Annotated in this window: 23 protein-coding genes; 13 read left to right on the top strand and 10 right to left on the bottom strand. The window is 50.7% G+C overall.

Annotation, left to right across the window (positions count from 1 at the left end; all coding sequences use genetic code 11):
• Window positions 1–71 precede the first annotated feature (71 nt).
• The 6 genes from ulaA to ulaF are packed head-to-tail and all read left to right on the top strand — an operon-like array spanning window position 72 to window position 4,478.
• Window positions 72–1,469, top strand: coding sequence for a PTS ascorbate transporter subunit IIC (gene ulaA / locus AB4H76_RS20650; RefSeq protein ID WP_001300695.1), 1,398 nt, complete (start codon window positions 72–74; stop codon window positions 1,467–1,469).
• Window positions 1,470–1,484: 15 nt separating this feature from the next.
• Window positions 1,485–1,790 carry a PTS ascorbate transporter subunit IIB gene (ulaB, locus tag AB4H76_RS20645; RefSeq protein WP_000218362.1) on the top strand — a complete coding sequence of 102 codons (306 nt, stop codon included), beginning with the start codon at window positions 1,485–1,487 and terminating at the stop codon, window positions 1,788–1,790.
• A gap of 9 nt (window positions 1,791–1,799) precedes the next feature.
• Window positions 1,800–2,264, top strand: a complete 465-nt coding sequence (gene ulaC / locus AB4H76_RS20640) for a PTS ascorbate transporter subunit IIA (RefSeq protein WP_000776520.1) — start codon at window positions 1,800–1,802, stop codon at window positions 2,262–2,264.
• A 13-nt stretch (window positions 2,265–2,277) separates the two neighbouring features.
• Window positions 2,278–2,928 carry a 3-keto-L-gulonate-6-phosphate decarboxylase UlaD gene (gene ulaD / locus AB4H76_RS20635; protein WP_088542817.1) on the top strand — a complete coding sequence of 217 codons (651 nt, stop codon included), beginning with the start codon at window positions 2,278–2,280 and terminating at the stop codon, window positions 2,926–2,928.
• Window positions 2,929–2,937: 9 nt separating this feature from the next.
• Window positions 2,938–3,792 carry an L-ribulose-5-phosphate 3-epimerase UlaE gene (gene ulaE, locus AB4H76_RS20630; RefSeq protein ID WP_085452761.1) on the top strand — a complete coding sequence of 285 codons (855 nt, stop codon included), beginning with the start codon at window positions 2,938–2,940 and terminating at the stop codon, window positions 3,790–3,792.
• On the top strand, window positions 3,792–4,478 hold the full coding sequence (ulaF, locus tag AB4H76_RS20625; RefSeq protein ID WP_077492668.1) for an L-ribulose-5-phosphate 4-epimerase UlaF: 687 nt from the start codon (window positions 3,792–3,794) through the stop codon (window positions 4,476–4,478). The genes ulaE and ulaF overlap by 1 nt, the downstream gene beginning before the upstream one ends.
• A 128-nt stretch (window positions 4,479–4,606) precedes the next feature.
• Here ulaF and yjfY read toward each other — a convergent pair whose 3' ends face one another.
• Complete coding sequence (gene yjfY, locus AB4H76_RS20620; protein WP_077492670.1) at window positions 4,607–4,882, bottom strand: DUF1471 family protein YjfY; 276 nt, start codon at window positions 4,880–4,882, stop codon at window positions 4,607–4,609.
• Between the two features lie 326 nt (window positions 4,883–5,208).
• On the opposite strand from yjfY, the gene rpsF reads away from it, so the two are divergent.
• Genes rpsF through rplI form a run of 4 tightly spaced genes read left to right on the top strand, consistent with a single transcriptional unit; the run spans window position 5,209 to window position 6,648 of the window.
• Window positions 5,209–5,604: a 30S ribosomal protein S6 gene (gene rpsF / locus AB4H76_RS20615; protein WP_001216676.1), complete on the top strand. Its 396-nt coding sequence runs from the start codon at window positions 5,209–5,211 to the stop codon at window positions 5,602–5,604.
• Window positions 5,605–5,610: 6 nt separating this feature from the next.
• Window positions 5,611–5,925, top strand: coding sequence for a primosomal replication protein N (gene priB, locus AB4H76_RS20610; protein ID WP_001296681.1), 315 nt, complete (start codon window positions 5,611–5,613; stop codon window positions 5,923–5,925).
• A gap of 4 nt (window positions 5,926–5,929) precedes the next feature.
• Window positions 5,930–6,157 carry a 30S ribosomal protein S18 gene (gene rpsR / locus AB4H76_RS20605; RefSeq protein WP_000135199.1) on the top strand — a complete coding sequence of 76 codons (228 nt, stop codon included), beginning with the start codon at window positions 5,930–5,932 and terminating at the stop codon, window positions 6,155–6,157.
• 41 nt (window positions 6,158–6,198) lie between these two features.
• A complete protein-coding gene (gene rplI, locus AB4H76_RS20600; protein WP_001196062.1) occupies window positions 6,199–6,648 on the top strand; it encodes a 50S ribosomal protein L9 in 450 nt (149 codons plus the stop codon).
• A gap of 111 nt (window positions 6,649–6,759) precedes the next feature.
• On the opposite strand, the gene AB4H76_RS20595 is transcribed toward rplI, so the two are convergent.
• From AB4H76_RS20595 to AB4H76_RS20560, 8 genes are read right to left on the bottom strand one after another with little or no spacing between them, the layout of a single operon-like run.
• On the bottom strand, window positions 6,760–7,731 hold the full coding sequence (locus tag AB4H76_RS20595; protein ID WP_000695892.1) for a TRAP transporter substrate-binding protein: 972 nt from the start codon (window positions 7,729–7,731) through the stop codon (window positions 6,760–6,762).
• A gap of 52 nt (window positions 7,732–7,783) precedes the next feature.
• Window positions 7,784–9,085, bottom strand: coding sequence for a TRAP transporter large permease (locus AB4H76_RS20590; protein ID WP_000386846.1), 1,302 nt, complete (start codon window positions 9,083–9,085; stop codon window positions 7,784–7,786).
• A 42-nt stretch (window positions 9,086–9,127) separates the two neighbouring features.
• A complete protein-coding gene (locus AB4H76_RS20585) occupies window positions 9,128–9,604 on the bottom strand; it encodes a TRAP transporter small permease (RefSeq protein WP_001244358.1) in 477 nt (158 codons plus the stop codon).
• 20 nt (window positions 9,605–9,624) lie between these two features.
• Complete coding sequence (locus AB4H76_RS20580) at window positions 9,625–11,706, bottom strand: FAD-binding protein (protein WP_001401480.1); 2,082 nt, start codon at window positions 11,704–11,706, stop codon at window positions 9,625–9,627.
• The gene (locus AB4H76_RS20575) at window positions 11,703–13,244 is read right to left on the bottom strand and encodes an acyl CoA:acetate/3-ketoacid CoA transferase (RefSeq protein ID WP_001401481.1); all 1,542 of its coding nucleotides are present in this window, start codon (window positions 13,242–13,244) and stop codon (window positions 11,703–11,705) included. The genes AB4H76_RS20580 and AB4H76_RS20575 overlap by 4 nt, the downstream gene beginning before the upstream one ends.
• Window positions 13,245–13,253: 9 nt before the next feature.
• A complete protein-coding gene (locus tag AB4H76_RS20570) occupies window positions 13,254–14,030 on the bottom strand; it encodes an enoyl-CoA hydratase/isomerase family protein (protein WP_001283549.1) in 777 nt (258 codons plus the stop codon).
• Window positions 14,031–14,039: 9 nt separating this feature from the next.
• Window positions 14,040–14,882 (bottom strand): sugar phosphate isomerase/epimerase family protein, encoded by an 843-nt coding sequence (locus AB4H76_RS20565; RefSeq protein WP_001205246.1) that lies wholly within the window; start codon window positions 14,880–14,882, stop codon window positions 14,040–14,042.
• Window positions 14,883–14,891: 9 nt separating this feature from the next.
• Window positions 14,892–15,683 (bottom strand): 3-ketoacyl-ACP reductase, encoded by a 792-nt coding sequence (locus tag AB4H76_RS20560; RefSeq protein WP_000843384.1) that lies wholly within the window; start codon window positions 15,681–15,683, stop codon window positions 14,892–14,894.
• Window positions 15,684–15,895: 212 nt separating this feature from the next.
• Between AB4H76_RS20560 and AB4H76_RS20555 the strand changes: the two genes are divergently transcribed.
• The gene (locus AB4H76_RS20555) at window positions 15,896–16,543 is read left to right on the top strand and encodes a TetR/AcrR family transcriptional regulator (RefSeq protein ID WP_001299246.1); all 648 of its coding nucleotides are present in this window, start codon (window positions 15,896–15,898) and stop codon (window positions 16,541–16,543) included.
• Here AB4H76_RS20555 and ytfB read toward each other — a convergent pair.
• Window positions 16,527–17,165 (bottom strand): cell division protein YtfB, encoded by a 639-nt coding sequence (gene ytfB, locus AB4H76_RS20550; protein ID WP_001119458.1) that lies wholly within the window; start codon window positions 17,163–17,165, stop codon window positions 16,527–16,529. The genes AB4H76_RS20555 and ytfB overlap by 17 nt on opposite strands.
• 218 nt (window positions 17,166–17,383) lie before the next feature.
• Here ytfB and fklB point away from each other — a divergent pair, with 218 nt between their 5' ends.
• Entirely contained in the window at window positions 17,384–18,004 is a 621-nt protein-coding gene (gene fklB, locus AB4H76_RS20545) for an FKBP-type peptidyl-prolyl cis-trans isomerase (protein WP_000211237.1), read from the top strand.
• Between the two features lie 308 nt (window positions 18,005–18,312).
• Window positions 18,313–19,725 carry a D-serine/D-alanine/glycine transporter gene (cycA, locus tag AB4H76_RS20540; RefSeq protein WP_000228346.1) on the top strand — a complete coding sequence of 471 codons (1,413 nt, stop codon included), beginning with the start codon at window positions 18,313–18,315 and terminating at the stop codon, window positions 19,723–19,725.
• The last annotated feature ends 33 nt before the right edge of the window (window positions 19,726–19,758 follow it).

Below are 19,758 nucleotides of genomic sequence, written 5' to 3'. Positions count from 1 at the left end.
GAAAATTAGAGTGAGTGCACAACATTCCGGGTGTGCGGAATACCCGGTTACCTCTTCTTCAGGAGATCGTTATGGAGATCCTCTACAACATCTTTACCGTGTTTTTTAACCAGGTCATGACCAATGCCCCGTTGTTGCTGGGTATTGTGACCTGTCTGGGCTACATCCTACTGCGCAAAAGTGTCAGCGTTATTATTAAAGGCACGATTAAAACCATAATTGGTTTCATGTTGTTGCAGGCAGGGTCCGGCATCCTCACCAGCACCTTCAAACCGGTGGTGGCGAAAATGTCCGAAGTCTACGGCATTAACGGCGCAATTTCCGATACTTACGCGTCGATGATGGCAACCATCGACCGCATGGGCGATGCCTATAGCTGGGTAGGTTACGCGGTGTTGTTAGCGCTGGCGCTGAACATCTGTTACGTGCTGCTGCGTCGCATTACCGGTATTCGTACCATCATGCTGACTGGTCATATCATGTTCCAGCAGGCGGGGCTGATTGCCGTTACGTTGTTTATTTTCGGCTACTCCATGTGGACAACCATTATCTGCACGGCGATTCTGGTTTCGCTCTACTGGGGCATTACCTCCAACATGATGTACAAGCCGACTCAGGAAGTGACGGACGGCTGCGGTTTCTCCATCGGTCACCAGCAGCAGTTTGCATCATGGATTGCCTATAAAGTTGCGCCGTTCCTCGGCAAAAAAGAGGAAAGCGTTGAAGACCTCAAACTGCCAGGCTGGCTGAATATTTTCCACGACAACATCGTCTCCACGGCGATTGTCATGACCATCTTCTTTGGTGCCATTCTGCTCTCCTTCGGTATCGACACCGTGCAGGCGATGGCAGGCAAAGTGAACTGGACGGTGTACATCCTGCAAACTGGTTTCTCCTTTGCGGTGGCGATCTTCATCATCACTCAGGGCGTGCGCATGTTTGTGGCGGAACTCTCTGAAGCATTTAACGGCATTTCCCAGCGCCTGATCCCAGGTGCGGTTCTGGCGATTGACTGTGCGGCTATTTATAGCTTCGCGCCGAACGCCGTGGTCTGGGGCTTTATGTGGGGCACTATCGGTCAGCTGATTGCGGTTGGCATCCTGGTCGCCTGCGGTTCCTCGATCCTGATTATTCCAGGCTTTATCCCGATGTTCTTCTCTAACGCCACCATCGGCGTATTCGCTAACCACTTCGGCGGCTGGCGTGCGGCACTGAAGATTTGTCTGGTGATGGGGATGATTGAAATCTTTGGCTGCGTCTGGGCGGTGAAACTCACCGGCATGAGCGCCTGGATGGGCATGGCGGACTGGTCAATTCTGGCACCACCGATGATGCAGGGCTTCTTCTCCATCGGTATCGCCTTTATGGCCGTCATCATTGTAATTGCACTGGCTTATATGTTCTTCGCTGGCCGCGCGTTGCGCGCAGAAGAAGACGCAGAAAAACAACTGGCAGAACAGTCTGCTTAATAAGGAGTTTTGATTATGACCGTACGTATTCTGGCTGTGTGTGGCAACGGACAAGGCAGTTCCATGATCATGAAGATGAAAGTGGACCAGTTTTTAACCCAATCAAACATTGACCACACGGTAAATAGCTGCGCGGTTGGCGAATACAAAAGCGAGTTGAGCGGCGCGGATATCATCATCGCATCTACGCACATTGCGGGCGAAATCACCGTGACCGGCAACAAATACGTGGTTGGCGTGCGCAACATGCTCTCTCCGGCTGACTTTGGCCCGAAATTGCTGGAAGTGATCAAAGAACATTTCCCGCAGGATGTGAAGTAAGGACGCGCCATGAAATTACGTGATTCGCTGGCTGAAAATAAATCCATCCGCCTGCAGGCCGAAGCAAATACCTGGCAGGAAGCGGTGAAAATCGGCGTTGACCTGCTGGTAGCGGCAGATGTGGTAGAGCCGCGTTACTACCAGGCGATTCTGGATGGCGTTGAACAGTTTGGTCCTTATTTCGTTATCGCTCCGGGGCTGGCAATGCCGCACGGGCGTCCGGAAGAGGGCGTTAAGAAAACCGGTTTCTCTCTGGTAACGCTGAAAAAGCCGCTGGAATTTAACCACGACGACAACGATCCGGTGGATATCCTCATCACCATGGCGGCGGTTGATGCCAACACTCACCAGGAAGTGGGCATCATGCAGATCGTCAACCTGTTTGAAGATGAAGAGAATTTCGACCGTTTACGCGCCTGCCGTACCGAGCAGGAAGTACTGGATCTCATTGACCGCACCAACGCGGCAGCTTAAGAAGGAATTGAACATGTCATTACCGATGTTGCAAGTCGCGCTGGACAACCAGACTATGGATAGCGCCTACGAAACCACTCGCCTGATTGCCGAAGAAGTCGACATTATCGAAGTGGGCACCATTCTGTGCGTGGGCGAAGGCGTGCGTGCGGTTCGTGACCTGAAAGCGCTTTATCCGCACAAAATCGTGCTGGCAGACGCCAAAATTGCCGATGCGGGCAAAATCCTTTCGCGTATGTGCTTCGAAGCCAACGCTGACTGGGTGACCGTGATTTGCTGTGCGGATATCAACACTGCCAAAGGCGCGCTGGACGTGGCAAAAGAGTTTAACGGCGACGTGCAGATCGAACTGACCGGCTACTGGACCTGGGAACAGGCGCAGCAGTGGCGCGACGCAGGCATTCAGCAAGTAGTTTATCACCGCAGCCGTGACGCGCAGGCCGCAGGCGTAGCGTGGGGCGAAGCGGACATTACCGCGATCAAACGTCTTTCTGAGATGGGCTTCAAAGTCACCGTCACCGGTGGCCTGGCGCTGGAAGATCTGCCGCTGTTCAAAGGCATTCCGATCCACGTCTTTATTGCCGGTCGCAGCATCCGTGATGCCGCCTCTCCGGTTGAAGCCGCGCGTCAGTTCAAACGTTCCATCGCCGAACTGTGGGGCTAAGGAGCGGATATGTTGTCCAAACAAATCCCGCTTGGTATCTACGAAAAAGCGCTCCCCGCCGGGGAGTGCTGGCTGGAACGGCTGCAACTGGCAAAAACGTTAGGCTTCGATTTTGTCGAGATGTCGGTGGATGAAACGGACGAGCGCCTGTCGCGCCTCGACTGGAGCCGCGAGCAGCGTCTGGCGCTGGTCAACGCGATTGTTGAAACCGGCGTGCGCGTGCCGTCCATGTGCCTTTCTGCTCATCGTCGTTTCCCGCTGGGTAGCGAAGATGACGCGGTGCGGGCGCAGGGGCTGGAGATTATGCGTAAAGCTATCCAGTTCGCCCAGGACGTTGGCATTCGCGTGATCCAGCTGGCGGGCTATGACGTTTACTATCAGGAAGCCAATAACGAAACGCGTCGTCGTTTCCGTGACGGCCTGAAAGAGAGCGTTGAGATGGCGAGCCGCGCGCAGGTGACGCTGGCGATGGAGATCATGGATTATCCGTTGATGAACTCCATCAGCAAGGCGCTGGGTTACGCGCACTATCTCAACAACCCGTGGTTCCAGCTCTACCCGGATATAGGCAACCTGTCGGCGTGGGACAACGATGTGCAGATGGAGTTGCAGGCCGGAATCGGGCATATCGTCGCGGTGCATGTGAAAGACACCAAACCTGGCGTCTTCAAAAACGTGCCATTTGGCGAAGGCGTGGTGGATTTCGAACGTTGCTTTGAAACGCTCAAACAGAGTGGCTATTGCGGGCCGTACCTGATTGAGATGTGGAGCGAAACGGCGGAAGACCCGGCGGCAGAAGTGGCGAAAGCGCGTGATTGGGTGAAAGCGCGCATGGCCAAAGCAGGCATGGCGGAGGCGGCATAATGCAAAAGCTCAAACAGCAAGTTTTTGAAGCCAACATGGATCTGCCGCGTTACGGGCTGGTGACCTTTACCTGGGGCAACGTCAGCGCCATCGACCGCGAACGCGGGCTGGTGGTGATCAAGCCCAGCGGCGTCGCCTACGAAACCATGCAAGCGGCCGATATGGTGGTGGTCGATATGAGCGGCAAGGTGGTGGAAGGGCAGTATCGTCCATCTTCCGACACCGCAACGCATCTCGAACTCTACCGTCGTTACCCGTCGCTGGGCGGCATTGTCCATACTCACTCGACTCATGCCACCGCATGGGCGCAGGCGGGTCTGGCGATCCCGGCGTTAGGCACCACGCACGCTGACTACTTCTTTGGCGATATCCCGTGTACGCGTGGGTTAAGCGAAGAAGAGGTGCAGGGCGAGTATGAACTGAATACCGGCAAAGTGATTGTCGAAACGCTGGGCGATGCCGAGCCTCTGCATACGCCGGGAATAGAGGTTTATCAGCACGGACCATTTGCCTGGGGGAAAGATGCTCACGATGCGGTGCATAACGCGGTGGTGATGGAAGAAGTGGCAAAAATGGCGTGGATTGCGCGCGGTATTAATCCGCAGCTTCATCCCATCGACAGCTACCTAATGAATAAACACTTCATGCGTAAGCATGGTCCCAACGCCTATTACGGGCAGAAGTAGAACACGCGCTGCGGAAATTTCCTTCCTCGGGAGATAACTGGTCTAATTCCGCAGCCGTTTTTCAAAAAAAGCCCCCTGCGAAGGGGGCAAAGCAAACTATGGCAATGTTTCGTTGGTTATACCTGGTGCTAGCGATAAATATCCGCGCTGGCGTGCATATTGCCGTTACTCCCCGGTCCCCGCATCAGAATTACGTGGTAGTACGTTGCGCCCTGCGCATCTGTCTCTTCATTTAATGCCTGACGCGCTTCGCTTTCAGTGGCGAAATTATGATTGATATAAATCACGCCTAAGCTTTGCACATCATCCATGTTTCTGGCCTGGTGGTTATTAATTTCAATGGCTGCCCATGTATTTGCACTTAGCAAAAGCACAGCCAGAAGGGCTAAAACTCGACTGAACATAGATACCTCCTCGACGGCTGACTTTGTGTGCTCTCCTCTGTGATGATCTTCTGATTTAATTTTAATCAATGATAAAGAAGTTGATGGTGACCATTTCTGATGCAGTTGTTCGAAAAAACACTGTGACGGAATGTGATGAACTTCAAATCAGCGAGTTAGTTCTTTTGAGCGAAAGATGAGATTTATTTGTCGGCTGCCCTTGAGTTTAGCGGGGCATACAAGTACTATAACGCGTCATTTTTCAGCCGACCTTTAACACGTTCCTTGCCTCCCCGGGATTCGGCTGACCCAGACAGGAGGCTGAATAATCCGTAAGGAGCAATTCGATGCGTCATTACGAAATCGTTTTTATGGTCCATCCTGACCAGAGCGAACAGGTTCCGGGCATGATCGAGCGCTACACTGCTGCCATCACTGGTGCAGAAGGCAAGATCCACCGTCTGGAAGACTGGGGCCGCCGTCAGCTGGCTTACCCGATCAACAAACTGCACAAAGCACACTACGTTCTGATGAACGTTGAAGCTCCGCAGGAAGTGATCGATGAGCTGGAAACTACCTTCCGCTTCAACGATGCCGTTATCCGCAGCATGGTTATGCGTACCAAGCACGCTGTTACCGAAGCATCTCCGATGGTTAAAGCGAAAGACGAGCGCCGTGAGCGTCGCGATGATTTTGCAAACGAAACCGCTGATGATGCTGAAGCTGGGGATTCTGAAGAGTAATTTCTGATGACCAACCGTCTGGTGTTGTCCGGCACCGTGTGCAGGACTCCCCTTCGAAAGGTCAGTCCATCAGGAATTCCTCACTGCCAGTTCGTGCTTGAGCATCGTTCTGTGCAGGAGGAAGCCGGTTTTCACCGGCAGGCGTGGTGCCAAATGCCCGTTATTGTTAGCGGACACGAAAACCAGGCCATTACTCACAGTATAACGGTCGGCAGTCGCATAACCGTTCAGGGGTTCATTTCATGCCACAAGGCAAAGAACGGACTGAGCAAAATGGTTTTGCATGCCGAGCAGATTGAATTGATAGATTCTGGAGACTAGCCATATGGCACGTTATTTCCGTCGTCGCAAGTTCTGCCGTTTCACCGCGGAAGGCGTTCAAGAGATCGACTATAAAGATATCGCTACGCTGAAAAACTACATCACCGAAAGCGGTAAGATTGTCCCAAGCCGTATCACCGGTACCCGTGCAAAATACCAGCGTCAGCTGGCTCGCGCTATCAAACGCGCTCGCTACCTGTCCCTGCTGCCGTACACTGATCGCCATCAGTAATCGGTCACGGTCCATTAATACGACTTTGAGAGGATAAGGTAATGCAAGTTATTCTGCTTGATAAAGTAGCAAACCTGGGTAGCCTGGGTGATCAGGTAAACGTTAAAGCGGGCTATGCTCGTAACTTCCTGGTACCGCAGGGTAAAGCTGTTCCAGCTACCAAGAAAAACATTGAATTCTTCGAAGCACGTCGCGCTGAACTGGAAGCTAAACTGGCTGAAGTTCTGGCAGCTGCTAATGCTCGCGCTGAGAAAATCAATGCACTGGAAACTGTTACCATCGCGTCTAAAGCTGGCGACGAAGGTAAACTGTTCGGTTCCATCGGTACTCGCGACATCGCTGACGCTGTAACTGCAGCTGGCGTTGAAGTGGCTAAGAGCGAAGTTCGTCTGCCGAACGGCGTTCTGCGTACCACTGGCGAACACGAAGTGAGCTTCCAGGTTCACAGCGAAGTATTCGCGAAAGTGATCGTAAACGTAGTAGCTGAATAATTCGTTATTCAACGAGACGTAAAAACGCCGACCATTGGTCGGCGTTTTGCTTTTGTAGCGAGCACTTGCAGATATCGATAAGGGCCACAATAAGCAGCCCTACGAAGATAATTACTTAGCTGCCTGAATATCAGCCAGCATTGGGGCAAGGGCTGGGTTGTCCTTAGCGAAGTTTGCGTACATTGGCTGTACTTTCTCGATAAACGGAGCTTTATCTACCTGGTAGACTTTCACGCCCATTTTATCCAGTTTTGCAAATTCTTGTTTCTCTTCCTCGCTCCACAAGTCTTTCATGTAGCTCATTGATTCTTTAGCTGCTTTTAATATAACTGCCTGATTTTCCTGGCTAAGTTTATCAAACGCAGCATTGCTCATCAGAACCACATCGGGAACCATAGTGTGTTCGTCAAGGCTGAAGGATTTTGCCACTTCACCGTGACGCATGGTAGTCAGCGCCATCACGCTGTTTTCTGCCATATCGACCACACCCTGCTGTAAGGCTGTATACAACTCGCCGTAATCCAGTGGCGTCGGGTTACCGCCCATGACTTTGATCATTTCAACTGCGCCAGGGCTTGGCTGGACACGGACTTTCATGCCTTTCAGATCGTCTGGTTTCAGTACTGGTTTATTGCCATAGAAACTGCGGGCGCCTCCATCATAAAAAGTCAGCCCGAAATAACCTTTGCTTTTCGTTGAGTCGAGGATTTTTCTCCCGATATCGCCCTGCATGACCTGATAATAATGATCACGATCGCGGAACAAATAAGGCAGGCTAAATAATTTATAGGAATTTTCAAATGCTTCCATTTCTGCCGCATTGGTTTTTACCAGGGGAATAGCGCCAGAACGAATCAGCTCCATTGTTTCTCGTTGAGTACCCAATGTTCCATTTGGATAAATACGAATAGTAATATCACCGTTAGAGTACTCTTTGCTCTTTTTCGCAAAGAACTCCATCGCTTTATGAACAGGATGAGACTTATCCTGATTATGACTCAGTTTTAATGTCACTGCCCAGGACTGGCTTGCGGATAACATAAGAACAGCACCGATAATGCCAGCGGATACTTTTATTTTCATAGATGTTCCTTTTCTAATAAATATGGCGGCAGGTGCCGCCAGTGAATGCGCATCAGTAGCCCAGTGCTCTTGGCAATGCCATACTGATTTGCGGAATATAGGTCACCATTGCCAGCACCAATACCATCACGGCATAGAATGGCAGCATAGGTTTGATAATTTTATTAATCGGTAATTTAGATACACTACAACCGACAAATAACACACTGCCTACAGGCGGAGTACAAATACCGATACACATGTTCAGTACCATGACAATACCAAAGTGAATCGGGTCCATGCCCAGTTCGGTGACAACCGGTAAAAATATCGGCGTAAAAATCAGTACCGCCGGTGTCATATCCATAAAAGTGCCGATAATCAACAGGATAATATTGATAATAAGCAGGATTATTATTGGGTTGTCAGAAATAGTGTTAAGCAAATCGAGAATCAGGAAGGGAACGTCAGCGTTTGACATTGCCCATGACATACCCATCGAAGAACCAATTAATAACAAGACAATTGCAGTGGTAATAACGGATTCCAGAAATATTTTAGGTAAATCTTTAACTGAGATTTCACGATAAAGAACCAGTGCAAGGAAAAGGGTATAAATTACTGCAATTGCGGAGGCCTCTGTCGGGGTAAAAATACCACTTAATACACCCCCCATAATTAAAATAATCAGGAAAATACTGGGGATAGCCATCCATATCGCAACGCCAGCCTGGCGTAAAGTCGGGCGTTCTGGCTTTGGATAACCGCGACGTACCGCGATAATACCGGCTATTACCATCAGTGCCAGACCCAGCAAAATTCCCGGAACATAACCCGCCAGGAACAGTGCGGCAATAGAAGTACCACCACTGACCAGTGAATAGACGATTAACGTATTACTTGGTGGAATAAGCAAACCCGTCGGGGCAGAGGCAACGTTAACCGCAGTACTGAATGCCGGGTCGTAACCCTCTTTAACCTGTTGCGGATGCATGACGCCGCCCATCGCAGCCGCCGAAGCCACGGCTGAACCAGAAATTGCCCCGAACAGCATATTGGCGAGAATATTACAGTGGGCAAGTGAGCCTGGCAGACGACCGCCGAGAATACGGGCAAAGTTGATTAATCGTCGCGCTATTCCTCCATGGTTCATAATGTTGCCAGACAAGATAAAAAATGGGATTGCCAACAACGTAAAACTATCTAACCCGGAGGCTAACTTTTGGGAAACCACACTCAATGCTGAGTTGAAATCGAGTTGTGTGGAAATTGATGCCAGTGTCGATAAACCAATGGCATAAACAATAGGTACACCTAATGCCAACATAAAAAAGAAGGCACCAAATAACACAATAATCGGTAACCAGTAATCCATAATTTCTCCATTCCTACTATGGTTGGTTGTTGTTTGTTATCTTTAGAGTGGTTGTTTAAGTTCGGTTAAAACCATATCTATGGTGTATATAATAATAAGTACACCACTAATCGGGATGCTCATATAGATATATCCCATTTGCCAGCCTAAAGCGGGCGAGGTCTGACCTGAATCGAATGTATCCATCGTTAATAGCCCACCACCATATACCATAATGATGGTTGCGAAGATAATAACGATAATCTGAATACACAAAAATAAATGACGTCGGGCTTTTCCTTTCAGCATCATAGGTAGCAGGTCAATCGCCAGATGCCGGTTTTGCCCTGCGGTGTATGCCCCACCAAAAAGTCCAAGACAAATAAAGAGCAAACGGCTGAGTTCATCTGTAAAAATACTGGGACTAGTAAATATAAATCGTGCAGCCACCTGCCACGTCACACATGCCACGATGATCGCCAAAATGGTAATGTTCAATGCTGCAAGCAGAGCATTAATAGATCTAATTATATTTCGCATAGTGATTAACCTTTGCAATATCATTCATCCTGTGGCTGGTAAATTGTCCCATTAAGAAAACCAGGCCAGTTTTTTTCAAACCAAATACCTCGGATAATAGGAAACTCACGAACAGGTGTTTCTCTGACGTGAAAGATACCGTTGCAATAATGAATAAGTAGTTTATCTTTTTTATCCTCAGTACGCTCTGAACGAAAGCGCCAGGCATCACAAAAACCATTTCGTGTTTGCGGAATAGAATTTCCATCCCTGTCGAGAATAATACGTGCTCCCCGACTACCACCACCTGCGTCAATATAATGCGTTAATTGCGTTAATACGGCGGCAGAAGTCAGTGCCATATGCCGCCACATAAACAGCTCGGCAACTTCACCCACATGTTTGATAGCCAATCCATGCCGTTGGACAAATTCGCTCAATAGCAGGGCATCGCGAGTGGCGCGTCGGACTTTATCGGCATGGCAAATAAATCCCGCATGGTCAGACATTCGTGCCTGAATTTTTTCTCTCACAACCGACAACGGCATCCCGGTCCCGTTATCGTGCGCCTGAGTAATGATCTCTCTTATAGAAGCCAGTGTAGGAGCTACCAGCTGTGCTATATCTCCATCAATATTCCGCTTTTGCGTGCAACCAATAAAACGTGCCAGACGAACAGCAAAAACCTGCCCGGCATTCAATGCTGCACCACCAGGGCGAGTGACGCCGTGTGTGCCAGCAACTTCCCCCACGGCGAAACAGCCGGGCAGGGAGGTTTGTCCCCAGATATCCACTTCAATGCCGCCATTCATATGCTGATTATTCATGGCAAACTGCAAAGGCTGTGTGGTGAGATCGTAACCGTGCATCTTATACAGCGAGATAGACAGCGGATTCATTCGTTGCAGCCGTTCGATGGGCGATGGTGCCAGAGCGTCGTTATTTTCCAGATACGCGCGAACGTCGTCGTCCAGTCGATCTAATGAGAACGGCAGGTCACCCGGCACCGCTTCAGGATTGCGATTGAAATCCATAAATACCTGACGCCCTGATTGCTGCTCTTGCGCTACTGCCATATCTAACAAGCTGGAGCCAAAATCCATCACCCGAGTGGCGTGGAACGGCCACTGATAGCCTTTACGGAAAATGTTTGAAGCCAGCTCCTGGGTGGTGCGATAGTAATCCGCGAGGAAGTTATACTCGTTACCCTCAGCATCCACGGAATAGATATACGGGATCACCTGTACATAGGTGCCGGATAAATTCCACGGAAACGTGCTACGCGGCGTGCCTATACCAAACTGGCTTTCGGTCAGATTGGTTAGCGTCAGGCCTTCCTCCAGCGCCAGCCCCAGCGAGCCAAAACATTTGTGTGGGTACACACTGTCGCGATAAAGCTCGCCAGGCCCTCCTGTTGCCAGTACCACATTGGGCGCAGTCACAATTGCCAGCCCCCAAGGGTTATGGGCGCGATGACCGGTCGCGAGGATTGCCCCCGCAACACGGTCTTCGCCGTTTTCGTCACGCTGATGCAGCAGTTTAATCACTGTTGCACTGGTCAACACTGGAATGGCGAGGCGCTGTACTTCTTCCAACAGCACTTTCACCATTAACCTTGAGGTACGCGGCCCACACGAGGTTGCACGCCCGGCTTCGTCATGGTCAGTTTGATAACGAAGAATCGCGCCATAGCGATCTTCCGGTAATTCCAGACCAAGATATTGCAACCCGCCAAGAGTGTGCAGAGAACCTACCGCTTCGACATAAGCGGTGTCGTGATCCATCGCCCCACCGCTCGCCAGTGCCTCTGCCAGTTTGGCGAAGTTGTCGCCGTTGCCCGCGGTAGCGGCGGTAAACAGTGTCTGTTTATCGGAACCAGAACATGCCGACGTCCCCATATATAACCCAGCGGTAGCGATCAGCACATTTTGCTGGCGGCGTTTAAGTTCAACTGCCGCACGTAATCCTGCTGCGCCGCTACCAACGACCAGCGCATCAACTTGCCAGATCGGGTAATCAACATCCTCAACGGTGACAATTGACGTTGGCTCTGCTGACACAAACCCCTTTGGGAAAGTGACGTGTGTCAGCGCATCAAGGATGGTGTCATCAAGCTGACTCATGCATCCTCCATCGGCGTAAACAGACTACTTTCCATCAGGTGTGGGTGCTTGATAATTGGACGGAAGGCCATATACGGCAGAATGTCGCGCTCAATCTCCACACCCGGCGCGATTTCAATTAATTCAACGCCTTCTGCCGTTAACTGGAATACTGCGCGCTCAGTGATATACAACACTTCCTGACCACTTTGCTGTGCGTAGGCGGCGCTAAAAGTGATTTTTTCCACCTTGGTAACCAGTTTAGGGATTTGACCTGACTGGGTGATATGCAAACCATCTGGCGTTACATCGATCTTGCTGCCTTTAGCGTCGAACGTGCCGCAGAACACCACTTTACGGGCATTTTGCGCAATTTCGAGAAATCCGCCGGGGCCAATCAGATTGCCATTGAGATGGGATACGTTGACGTTACCGTACTGATCCATCTCTCCCATGCCGAGGAAGGTGATATCGATGCCGCCGCCACTGTAGAACTCAAATTGATCGAGTGATGGAATAATGGCATCGGCGTTGCGGGCACAACCAAACAGAGCATCATCAAGCATCATGCCGTTATGTACGCCTTGCTCGACGCTCAGCCATAAACTTTGGTAAGGAACGCCTTCGCGCAGCGCTACTCCTGGAATACCGCCGGGAATACCAAAGCCAAAGTTGGTTGAAGCGCCAGCTACCAGTTCGCGTGCCGCCCGACGGGCAATCAGGCGACGTACCGGATGACTAACCAGTTCAATAGCGTCGTTAGAACTCAGACGGCGATGTTGGCCGCTGATGGTCAGGTCGTAACCGCCAAGATAGGTTTGTGGTTGTTCGCGGTGTTCAACGATGCCATCAACCAGAATGCCCGGTAATTTGACCCGGCGTGGTTCAATCGCGCCAGCTTCCAGCACATCGCGTACCTGTACGAACACTTTGCCGCCGCTGTTGTGTGCTGCCAGCGCCATGGAATAGCTATCCATATCAATCGCTTCTTCTTCAAGGCTGACGTTGCCTCGAGGATCGGCATAAGTGCCACGCAAAATCGCGTAATCCACTTTGAAAGGGCGATAACGAAGTTTGGTTTCACCGTCGATTTCAATCAGTTCTACCAGCTCGTCGGTAGTGCATTCATTCGACTTACCGCCGCCATTGCGTGGATCAACAAACGATCCCAGCCCAACGTGGGTAAAAAGCCCCGGACGTCCGGCGCCGATCTCCCGTAGCAGTGCCTGAATCACGCCACCAGGAAAGCAGTAGGCTTCAATCGTGTTATTTTTTACCAGCGCCTGCATTTTGGGCGACCAGGTAAAGTGCCCGGCAATAATGCGTTTGAGCATCTCTGCGTGCGCAAAACGATTAGTGCCTTTGCAGTCGCGATCGCCAATACCCAGCGAGTGGATTAGCGTCAGGTCGCGAGGGTGTCCGGTTTGCAGGAAACGCGCTTCAATAGCAGCCAGAATATGGTCGGCTTCCACCATACCGCCGCCGTTACCGCTAATAGCAATAGTCGCACCGTCCTGAATTTGCGCCGCCAGTGCCTCGGCGGTTGTTATCTTACGCATACAATTTCCTTATTGATTATGGAAGCTCACGCTACTTTTTTCGGCAAAGGCGCGCGTCGCCTGCTGGCAATCCTGAGTGGCGGACATTAATCCGGCCAGTAGCTGGTGCGGGTAATCGGCATGTTTATTTTCCAGTGCCAGAATCAGTTGCTTAATATGCGCCAGTGCCACCGGACCGCATTTTTCCAGCTGCGCTAACTGGTTCACCATCCAGCTTTCCACCTGTTCTTTTTCTACCACTTCATCAATTAAATTCGCCGCCTGAGCTTCCTGCGCCGTCAGGCGTTTACCCAGCATCAGCATCTGGCGACCGACCACCGGACCAACCTGATTAAGCACACGTTCAATGCCCATCCAGCCAGGCACCATGCCGAGCATCACTTCCGGGTTAGAGAATTTCGCGCCGGGGCGGGCAATACGAATATCGCAGCACAAGGCCAGTTCAATACCACCGCCGATGGTATGACCGTTGAGATTCGCAACGGTTAATTGGGGTAAGTTTCGCAGGCGATTAAAAACGTCATTACCGCGTTTAATCCATTTTCTGCCCATATCTAATGGCGAATAGGCTGACCACGATTTAATATCGCCGCCCGCACAAAAGAATTTATCGCCGGTTGCCGTTAATTCGACTAATCGTAATGTGGTGTCGTTTTCAATTTCATTTAAATAATGGTCGAGAGATTCGATCATTTCTTCATTAATAGCATGACATTTATCTTCACGGTTCAATGTCAGGCGGCAGGAAGCTGCCGCTCTGCTGAACAGAACGGGTTGGTCACTCATGATCATTCCTTAACAATAATGCGCGATGCGATCGACGCTAATATCCAGCGTGCTGTTAATATCTTTCTGCCACCAGTAAGGCGAGAATATTTCCAGTTCTATAGCGCCATTAAATCCGGCGTTTTCAACCAGCCGACGAATTGACGGAATATTGATGACGCCATCTCCCGGCATTCCCCGGTCATTGACCAGATCGGTGGTCGGTACTAACCAGTCGGAAACATGAAACGCGAGGATGCGTTTTCCAGCACGCAGGATCTGACTGGCGAGATCCGGATCCCACCAGACGTGATAAACATCCACCGCCACGCCGAGGCCAAACTCACCATCGGGATCGAGTTCATCACACCAGTCCAGCGCCTGACGTAACGTGCACAGGCAAGAGCGATCGGCAGCTGTCATCGGGTGCAGTGGCTCCAGCGCAATTGGCACGCCGACATCTTTCGAATGTGGCAGCAACTGGCGAATCCCTTGTTTCACTTGTTCTCGCGCTTCATATAGATCTTTAGTGCCCGTTGGCAGACCGCCAACCACCTGCATATAACAGGCGGCGTTAAGCACCGCTGCGTCGTCCAGCGCCCGGCGGTTATCATCAATCGCCAGTTTGCGTTCCGCCAGTGTCGGCGCGGTGTAGTAAGTGCTACGGCACAAACCGGAAACGCTCATGTTACTGGCGGCAAGCTGGCGGGTGATTTGCTGGAGATCTTCACCCTGCAACTCCCTGCGCCAGGGGGCAATTGCGCCAATACCGCGTGCGGCGCAGGCATCAATAATGGCGGGTAGCGGCGTTTTATAGCCCAGTGTCGCGGTATTGATACTGAATAAATCCGGGCGTTGTAACAGATCTCTCATGATTCAGCCTCAGAAGCGCGGCATACTTAAGCCGCCGTCGATGGCGACCGCTTGACCACAGGTGTAAATCAGTTTACCTTCCGCCATCGCGCGGACGGTGGAAGCAATATCAGCCGGATAACCCCAACGTCCCCACGGCACCAGACCTTTGGCAATCAGTTCGTCGTAATAAGCCGTTGCTGGAATAGTCATATCGGTTTTGATGAGACCAGGGCGCACTTCATAAACGCCAATTTGTTCATTACAAAGGCGAGCAGCAAACAGACGAGCAGCGGCAGAAACGGCGGTTTTGGCAATGGTGTATTCGCCGCGATTCATCGCCAGCATGATGGCGTTGATGGAACTGACGAAAATAATCGAGCGGTGCGGCAGCTCCGCTTCCGGTTTCGGCTGTGCCAGTAAGCGCTTACTGAATGCCTGAGCAAGGAAGAACGGCGCGCGGGTGTTAATGGCAATGTTTTGATCGAAGCTGTCTGGTTCGAGGTCGAGGAGGTCACCGCGTTTTTTCACTGAAATGCCTGCGTTGTTGAGCAGGCAGTCCAGACGTCCCCACAGGTTTTGCGCCGCGTCGAGCATCTCTTCATGCAAGGAGAGATCGCCGACATCGGCAGGGAAGCAAATCACTTCCACGCCTTCAGCTATACATTCTTGTTGTGTGATATGCAGTTTTTCTACGCTGTCGGCATCGGGAAGATCGTTAATCAGCAGGTTAAATCCGCCACGAGCAAGCTCCAGCGCACAGCCCTTTCCAATACCACGAGCGGCTCCGGTAATCACGGCAACAGGACGAGTGGATTTCATACAATAGCTCTCTTTTTTTGAATATTGTTTTCTAAGTGACAATTAGCTTGCGACGTGCCGCAAGAAAGATCAACCATCTGGTTGGTTGATATGCGATAGTGATCACAGGACATTTGATAACTTGATGAAAGTACAAGTTTTTATCCTTTTTACTGGAGCTTCTAATTAATCGGGTTAAGATAGTTATCTTGAAGAGGTCGTGGGGAAGCGTTATGTATCTTGATACCAGCAACGTACAGAGCCTGAAGGAAAAGCTGCTGTTATGCGCGGTTAATGAATTTGCCGAATATGGTTATGAAGGGGCCAGGGTCGATAATATTGTTAAGGCTGCGGGGTGTAGTAAACAGACGGTTTATCATCACTTTGGTAATAAAGAAAATTTATTTATTGAAGTACTGGAATATACCTGGAACGATATTCGACAAAAAGAAAAGGCCCTTGATTTCTCAGATCTTCCGCCACAAAAAGCCATTGAGAAAATTATTGATTTTACATGGGATTATTATATTGCTAATCCCTGGTTTTTAAAAATTGTGCATAGTGAAAATCAAAGTAAAGGTGTGCATTATGCAAAATCACAGCGTCTCTTAGAAATTAACCATGCGCACTTGCAGTTAATGGAATCCTTATTGGATGAAGGGAAGAAACACAATATTTTTAAGCCAGATATCGACCCATTGCAGGTGAATATTAATATTGCTGCGCTTGGCGGATATTATTTGATCAACCAGCATACGCTTGGCCTGGTTTATCATATCAGTATGGTTTCCCCCCAGGCACTGGAAGCCAGACGTAAGGTCATCAAAGAGACAATCCTTAGCTGGCTTTTGGTTGACCCTTCATCTACCGCGCACGAATAAAACTGCCATCCGGCTGGCGGGTGAACAGGACCTGTTGATTATTCCCCGTATCAATGGTTAAGCCCGTCACCACGCCGCTGGCGTTCTGGCGGATTTTCACCATTTGCCCGTTTTGCAAATTACTCAGCGGCTTACCCGCGCCTTCTACCTGCGCCATTGCATAGACATCGGTAGCGGGCAGTCCGTGGTCGCGGAACAGCTGCGCCATCGTTTTACCGGGTTCGACACGGTAAGAGCGCCATTGATTATCAATTCCGCTATCTGGCTGGAATGGTTGTGTTTGGGTAGTTTGCGGCTGTTCTTCTGGCTGGCCTTCCTGTATAGGTTCTGGAGCGACCGGAGCCACCTGATCAGGATCATTTTGTGGTGTGACTAATTGCGCCCGCAGCTGTTCTTCTGTCGGCGGTTGTGATTGCGACTGAATATCTAACTGCGCTTCACGCGTCACCACCGGCGCGTTGGGCGTATCATCAGATGGAAGCAGAAATCCGACCACCAATATAATGGCGGCAATAATGATCCCCCGACGATGCATCGGCGGCAGCGGGTCCATGAAGCGAAAATTGTCCGGCGCGTGCCAGACTTTCTCCAGGGTTGGTTTTAGTTCAAAGCGCCCGGGCATGGTTTCCTCCTGCTCCGCGTCTTGTTCCTCAATCATAGCCTATGAATAAGCTAACGCTATGATGTCCGTGGTAAACCCGCCTTTATTATATTCATACGGGATATTGCTATTGTTTCTTTTTCCCCGGGATTTGTCATCATTCCTGCGACAAAGTTTTACCCAAAGAAGTGTGGCTGATATGCTGCCCGCTACTTTTATACCCTAAGAAAGGAAATACGATGACCACCCCAACTTTTGACACCATCGAAGCGCAAGCAAGCTACGGCATTGGTTTACAGGTAGGCCAACAACTGAGTGAATCTGGCCTGCAAGGGCTGCTGCCGGAGGCGCTGGTGGCTGGTATTGCAGATGCGCTGGAAGGCAAACATCCGGCTGTTCCGGTTGATGTGGTGCATCGCGCGCTGCGTGAAATCCACGAACGCGCCGATGCCGTTCGTCGTCAGCGTTTCCAGGCGATGGCTGCCGAAGGTGTGAAATATCTTGAAGAAAATGCCAAAAAAGAAGGTGTGAACAGCACCGAATCTGGCCTGCAATTCCGCGTGATCAACCAGGGTGAAGGCGCAATTCCGGCACGTACTGACCGCGTTCGTGTTCATTACACCGGTAAACTGATCGACGGCACCGTGTTTGACAGCTCCGTTGCTCGTGGTGAACCCGCTGAATTCCCGGTTAATGGCGTGATCCCTGGCTGGATTGAAGCACTGACTCTGATGCCGGTAGGTTCTAAATGGGAACTGACTATCCCGCAGGAACTGGCATATGGCGAGCGCGGCGCAGGCGCATCCATCCCTCCGTTCAGCACCCTGGTGTTTGAAGTCGAACTGCTGGAAATCCTCTAAGCAGCGCATTCTGTTCCCCTCGATCCAGAGGGGAGCAGGCATTCAGCAATAAACCCTTCAGTTTGCCAAACGGCGCTATTTTGTGTTGCAAAGACCCCGTAAGCGTGTATTTTTGTGAGCTGTTTCGCGTTATCACCGTGATATGACACTCACTTTAAACATAAAATTAACATTAGATCTAAATCTTAGTATTCATCCCGCGTATTGTTACCTAATATCGATGAGTCCCGATACAGATTCGTCGTATCATAGACTGACTAAAGGCCGTAGAGCCTGAACAACACAGACAGGTACAGGAAGAAAAAAACATGGTAGATCAGGTAAAAGTCGTTGCCGATGATCAGGCTCCGGCTGAACAGTCGCTACGGCGCAATCTCACAAACCGACATATTCAGCTTATTGCCATTGGCGGTGCCATTGGTACGGGGTTGTTTATGGGGTCTGGCAAAACGATTAGCCTTGCCGGGCCGTCGATCATTTTCGTTTATATGATCATCGGTTTTATGCTCTTTTTCGTGATGCGGGCAATGGGGGAATTGCTGCTTTCGAATCTGGAATACAAATCTTTTAGTGACTTCGCTTCCGATTTACTCGGGCCGTGGGCAGGATATTTCACCGGCTGGACTTACTGGTTCTGCTGGGTTGTAACCGGTATGGCAGACGTGGTGGCGATCACTGCTTATGCTCAGTTCTGGTTCCCCGATCTCTCCGACTGGGTCGCCTCGCTGGCGGTGATAGTGCTGCTGTTGACGCTCAACCTTGCCACCGTGAAAATGTTCGGTGAGATGGAGTTCTGGTTTGCGATGATCAAAATCGTCGCCATCGTGTCGCTGATTGTCGTCGGCCTGGTCATGGTGGCGATGCACTTTCAGTCACCGACCGGTGTGGAAGCGTCATTCGCGCATTTGTGGAATGACGGCGGCTGGTTCCCGAAAGGTTTAAGTGGCTTCTTTGCCGGATTCCAGATAGCGGTTTTCGCTTTCGTGGGGATTGAGCTGGTAGGTACAACAGCTGCGGAAACCAAAGATCCGGAGAAATCACTGCCACGCGCGATTAACTCCATTCCGATCCGTATCATTATGTTCTACGTCTTCGCGCTGATTGTGATTATGTCCGTGACGCCGTGGAGTTCGGTAGTCCCGGAGAAAAGCCCGTTTGTTGAACTGTTCGTGTTGGTAGGGCTGCCTGCTGCCGCAAGCGTGATCAACTTTGTGGTGCTGACCTCTGCGGCGTCTTCCGCTAACAGCGGCGTCTTCTCTACCAGCCGTATGCTGTTTGGTCTGGCGCAGGAAGGTGTGGCACCGAAAGCGTTCGCTAAACTTTCTAAGCGCGCAGTACCAGCGAAAGGGCTGACCTTCTCCTGCATCTGCCTGCTCGGTGGCGTGGTGATGCTGTATGTGAATCCTAGCGTGATTGGCGCGTTCACGATGATTACAACCGTTTCCGCGATTCTGTTTATGTTCGTCTGGACGATTATCCTTTGCTCGTACCTGGTTTACCGCAAACAGCGTCCTCATCTGCATGAGAAGTCGATCTACAAGATGCCGCTCGGCAAGCTGATGTGCTGGGTATGTATGGCGTTCTTTGTGTTCGTGGTCGTGTTGCTGACACTGGAAGATGACACTCGCCAGGCGCTGTTGGTCACCCCGCTGTGGTTTATCGCACTGGGGCTGGGCTGGTTGTTTATTGGTAAGAAGCGGGCTGCTGAACTGCGGAAATAACCGCATTATCATGCTGGATGGCGCAATGCCATC

This window comes from Escherichia sp. UTM R2, from assembly GCF_048593455.1.
GTDB lineage: Bacteria > Pseudomonadota > Gammaproteobacteria > Enterobacterales > Enterobacteriaceae > Escherichia > Escherichia coli.
This window is presented reverse-complemented; position numbering and strand designations above follow the sequence as displayed.

Coding starts and splice junctions, on each gene's coding strand:
- ulaA (WP_001300695.1), top strand. CDS start 72: ATGGAGATCCTCTACAACATCTTTACCGTGTTTTTTAACCAGGTCATG.
- ulaB (WP_000218362.1), top strand. CDS start 1,485: ATGACCGTACGTATTCTGGCTGTGTGTGGCAACGGACAAGGCAGTTCC.
- ulaC (WP_000776520.1), top strand. CDS start 1,800: ATGAAATTACGTGATTCGCTGGCTGAAAATAAATCCATCCGCCTGCAG.
- ulaD (WP_088542817.1), top strand. CDS start 2,278: ATGTCATTACCGATGTTGCAAGTCGCGCTGGACAACCAGACTATGGAT.
- ulaE (WP_085452761.1), top strand. CDS start 2,938: ATGTTGTCCAAACAAATCCCGCTTGGTATCTACGAAAAAGCGCTCCCC.
- ulaF (WP_077492668.1), top strand. CDS start 3,792: ATGCAAAAGCTCAAACAGCAAGTTTTTGAAGCCAACATGGATCTGCCG.
- yjfY (WP_077492670.1), bottom strand. CDS start 4,882: ATGTTCAGTCGAGTTTTAGCCCTTCTGGCTGTGCTTTTGCTAAGTGCA.
- rpsF (WP_001216676.1), top strand. CDS start 5,209: ATGCGTCATTACGAAATCGTTTTTATGGTCCATCCTGACCAGAGCGAA.
- priB (WP_001296681.1), top strand. CDS start 5,611: ATGACCAACCGTCTGGTGTTGTCCGGCACCGTGTGCAGGACTCCCCTT.
- rpsR (WP_000135199.1), top strand. CDS start 5,930: ATGGCACGTTATTTCCGTCGTCGCAAGTTCTGCCGTTTCACCGCGGAA.
- rplI (WP_001196062.1), top strand. CDS start 6,199: ATGCAAGTTATTCTGCTTGATAAAGTAGCAAACCTGGGTAGCCTGGGT.
- AB4H76_RS20595 (WP_000695892.1), bottom strand. CDS start 7,731: ATGAAAATAAAAGTATCCGCTGGCATTATCGGTGCTGTTCTTATGTTA.
- AB4H76_RS20590 (WP_000386846.1), bottom strand. CDS start 9,085: ATGGATTACTGGTTACCGATTATTGTGTTATTTGGTGCCTTCTTTTTT.
- AB4H76_RS20585 (WP_001244358.1), bottom strand. CDS start 9,604: ATGCGAAATATAATTAGATCTATTAATGCTCTGCTTGCAGCATTGAAC.
- AB4H76_RS20580 (WP_001401480.1), bottom strand. CDS start 11,706: ATGAGTCAGCTTGATGACACCATCCTTGATGCGCTGACACACGTCACT.
- AB4H76_RS20575 (WP_001401481.1), bottom strand. CDS start 13,244: ATGCGTAAGATAACAACCGCCGAGGCACTGGCGGCGCAAATTCAGGAC.
- AB4H76_RS20570 (WP_001283549.1), bottom strand. CDS start 14,030: ATGAGTGACCAACCCGTTCTGTTCAGCAGAGCGGCAGCTTCCTGCCGC.
- AB4H76_RS20565 (WP_001205246.1), bottom strand. CDS start 14,882: ATGAGAGATCTGTTACAACGCCCGGATTTATTCAGTATCAATACCGCG.
- AB4H76_RS20560 (WP_000843384.1), bottom strand. CDS start 15,683: ATGAAATCCACTCGTCCTGTTGCCGTGATTACCGGAGCCGCTCGTGGT.
- AB4H76_RS20555 (WP_001299246.1), top strand. CDS start 15,896: ATGTATCTTGATACCAGCAACGTACAGAGCCTGAAGGAAAAGCTGCTG.
- ytfB (WP_001119458.1), bottom strand. CDS start 17,165: ATGCCCGGGCGCTTTGAACTAAAACCAACCCTGGAGAAAGTCTGGCAC.
- fklB (WP_000211237.1), top strand. CDS start 17,384: ATGACCACCCCAACTTTTGACACCATCGAAGCGCAAGCAAGCTACGGC.
- cycA (WP_000228346.1), top strand. CDS start 18,313: ATGGTAGATCAGGTAAAAGTCGTTGCCGATGATCAGGCTCCGGCTGAA.